Below are 3,062 nucleotides of genomic sequence, written 5' to 3' on the forward strand. Positions count from 1 at the left end.
ACATGACAGGCTTCCAGACCAAGCTGAAATATGGCGAGCAGGCTGCGATCTTCCGGATGATCCCCGGGCTCCAGAATGCCGAATTTGCTCGCCTGGGCGGCATCCACCGCAACACGTATCTCAACTCGCCGAAGCTGCTCTCTCCGTCCCTGCAGCTCAAGGCCGATACGCGCCTTCGCTTCGCCGGACAGATCACCGGCTGCGAAGGCTATGTCGAGAGCGCCGCCATTGGCCTGCTGACCGGACGCATGGCCGCGGCCGAGCGGCTCGGACGCCCGCTCGAACTGCCCCCTGCGACGACGGCGCTTGGCGCATTGGTCAACCACATCACCGGCGGGCACATCGTCACCATCGACGAGGGGCCGCGCTCCTTCCAGCCGATGAACATCAATTTCGGCCTGTTCCCGCATATCGAGGACGCACCCAAGACGGGGCCGGACGGCAAGCGCCTGAAGGGCCCTGCCAAGAGCGTGGCCCGCAAGCAGGCGCTGACGGCCCGCGCGAAGGAGCATCTCGATGCGTGGGCGGGCGCCGCTGCGGCTGAGGCGGCAGAGTAGAGAGCCTTCGGCGTGGGGTAATCCATTCCAACCCTCTCCTTCCGGGAGAGGGTTTTTTCTCGGCCGGCGCGGCGTCCTGCGAATTATTGCTTCGGCCCGAAACGTGGATTGCGATTTTCGGGAACGCCGATGCAAACGCGCGCGATCTAACCCCGCATGGCCTTCCTGGCCGCGCGCCAGAGAATCCATTGCCGCTGCCAGGCCGGCAGCGTGATGATGCTCCGGAACGGGTCGTAGCCGGTGCGCTCCATCTTCCTCAGATAGGACTCGACCAGCGCGACCGGCAGGAAGGCCGGTACGAGCGTAGGCGGAATCGTCTCACGCAGCTCCCGCAGCTTGGCGAGGTGCTTGCGCGCGATCGCCCGGAGTTCCTTCAGACTGTAGAGCACGCCGGGCCCGCCGCGCCCTCGCACGATGTCGTCGCGGATTACGCCGTTTCGGGCGAGAATCTCCGCCGGCACGTAGACCTGGCCAGCCGCCGCATGCCAGGGGAAAGCGCGCAACAATCCGGTCAGCGCATAGGCGACGCCGGCATGGCCGCAAGCCGCCGCGCCACCCGGATCACGCCCCTCGGCCAGGATGATCGACGCAAGCCGGAAGAGCGCGCTTGCCGTTTCGCCGGCATACCCCTCGAGATCGCCGAGAGAGGGCATCGGATCGTCATAGAGATCGAAGATGCGCGCCTCGATCAGCCCGGTCAGCGGCGCGATCGGCAGGCGGTAATGCAGAATGGTGTCGAGCAACGCGGCGGCAACAGGATGCGAATGCACCTCGCCCTTGGCGTCACCCTCCAGCAGGTCGCGCCACCATTGCAGCCTGACCTCGCCGGGCAGCGGCTCGCTCACCGCGGCGCGAACCCTCGCGATCTCGTGGCTGAAGGCATAGAGCGCGAAAAGACCGGGCCGCACGGCCTCCGGCGCGTACAGACTGGCGATATAGCGATCGTGATCGGCCTCGCGCACCAGTGCGGCACAATGAGCATAAGCCTCCGGCAGGGCCTCGGGCAGCGTCTCGCGGCGATCGTCAGTTCTGGTCGTCATGCGGATCGTCCCGCCCAGGCAGTCGCCTCACAGGCGCGGCCTTGGATCAAGTGTCAGTCTAGGCCAGGCAAGGCCGGGCTGGCTACGCCCCACGAGCATGATCGCCGCGCGCCCTGCTACTCAACCGCGATCAGCGCCGCCGCTACACGCCGGTCTTCGCCGACGAGAACATTGTAGGTCCGCGCCGCAGCCCCCGTCGCCATACCCTCGATGGTGATGCCGGCCTCGCGAAAGCGCTCGCGCAAGGCTGCGGGCACGAAGGCGATGTCGTGTCCCGTACCGATCAGCAGGAAGTCGATCGTATCTGCAGCATCGAGAACGGGCTGGAGGCTCTTGATCGTCACCTTCGCGAAAGACGAGACCGGCCAGATATGGACTCCAGCCGGCAAGGCCAGGATCGAGCCGCGATGGCTCATATCGGCAAACCGGAACCCGCCCGCTCCGAAGGCATCGATCTGATGCCGCCCGGGAACGAAACCTTCAAAGCGTGGCATGATCAGGGCGCTCCGCCCGCTCAGCTCGCCTTCGGCTTGGCTCCGGCCGGAACCTTCTCTTCGACATCCGCATCAAGGCGCCCGGCGCGCACATCGAGATAGAGCAGCACGGGTGTCGAGATGAACATCGCCGAATAGGTGCAGACCACCACGCCGAAGAGCATGACGAGCGCAAAGCCTTCAATCGCCGTGCCGCCGAAGAGCACCAGCGCGATGAGCGAGAGAACGGTCGTCGTGGCGGTCATTGCGGTGCGCGACAGCGTCGAGTTGACCGAGAGGTCGAGCAGTTCCTGGACCGGCATGGTCTTGTAGCGGCGCAGCAATTCGCGCGTGCGGTCGAACACCACCACGGTCTCGTTCAGCGAGTACCCGACGATCGTCAGAATCGCCGCGATCGAGGTCAGGTTGAATTCGAGCTGCGTGATCAGGAAGAAGCCGACGGTCAGCACGATATCGTGCAGGGTGCCGACGATCGCGCCGATCGCGAGCTGCATCTCGAAGCGGAACCAGAGATAGATCAGCACGCCGACAATGGCGAGCACGACGCCGAGCGTTCCGGCCTGGACCAGCTCGCCCGAGACGCGCGGACCGACGGTCTCGACCCGGCGGAAATCATGCGTACCCGCGAAAGCCTCGCGTGCCTTCGCGACCACGGCCTGCTGGGCCGTTTCGCCGCCGGGCTGCAGCGCAAAGCGCATCGAGATGTCGCCGGCGCTGCCGAATTCCTGGACCTCGACTTCGCCGAAGCCGAAACCATTGGCCGTATGGCGGACCGAGGCGATCTCGGCCTTGCCGGCCTTGGACTGCATCTCGATCAGCGTACCGCCGCGGAAGTCGATGCCGAAATTCAGCCCCACCGTGAGGAAGAGCACCAGGACGAGAATCGAATAGGCCGCCGAGAACGGATAGCTGAAGCGCCGGAAGCGGACGATCTTGAAACGGGTATTGTCGGGAACGATGCGAAGCAGACG

Annotated in this window: 4 protein-coding genes; 1 reads left to right on the forward strand and 3 read right to left on the reverse strand. The window is 65.3% G+C overall.

Annotated elements, in window-relative coordinates:
- On the forward strand, positions 1–557 hold a 557-nt coding region (locus AC1DRP_RS35925), incomplete at its 5' end, for an FAD-dependent oxidoreductase (protein WP_476771066.1).
- A gap of 146 nt (positions 558–703) precedes the next feature.
- Here the strand turns inward: AC1DRP_RS35925 and AC1DRP_RS35930 are convergent.
- The 3 genes from AC1DRP_RS35930 to secF form a co-directional block, all read right to left on the reverse strand.
- Entirely contained in the window at positions 704–1,597 is an 894-nt protein-coding gene (locus tag AC1DRP_RS35930) for a phytoene/squalene synthase family protein (RefSeq protein WP_441505971.1), read from the reverse strand.
- Between the two features lie 116 nt (positions 1,598–1,713).
- The gene (locus tag AC1DRP_RS35935) at positions 1,714–2,091 is read right to left on the reverse strand and encodes an Mth938-like domain-containing protein (protein ID WP_476771067.1); all 378 of its coding nucleotides are present in this window, start codon (positions 2,089–2,091) and stop codon (positions 1,714–1,716) included.
- A gap of 20 nt (positions 2,092–2,111) precedes the next feature.
- On the reverse strand, positions 2,112–3,062 hold a 951-nt coding region (gene secF, locus AC1DRP_RS35940), incomplete at its 5' end, for a protein translocase subunit SecF (protein ID WP_476771068.1).

The organism is Allobosea sp. 01N443, assembly GCF_056399325.1.

Bases quoted from the DNA above. Each gene is read 5' to 3' on its own strand.
- AC1DRP_RS35930 (WP_441505971.1), bottom strand. From the start codon at position 1,597: ATGACGACCAGAACTGACGATCGCCGCGAGACGCTGCCCGAGGCCCTG.
- AC1DRP_RS35935 (WP_476771067.1), bottom strand. From the start codon at position 2,091: ATGCCACGCTTTGAAGGTTTCGTTCCCGGGCGGCATCAGATCGATGCC.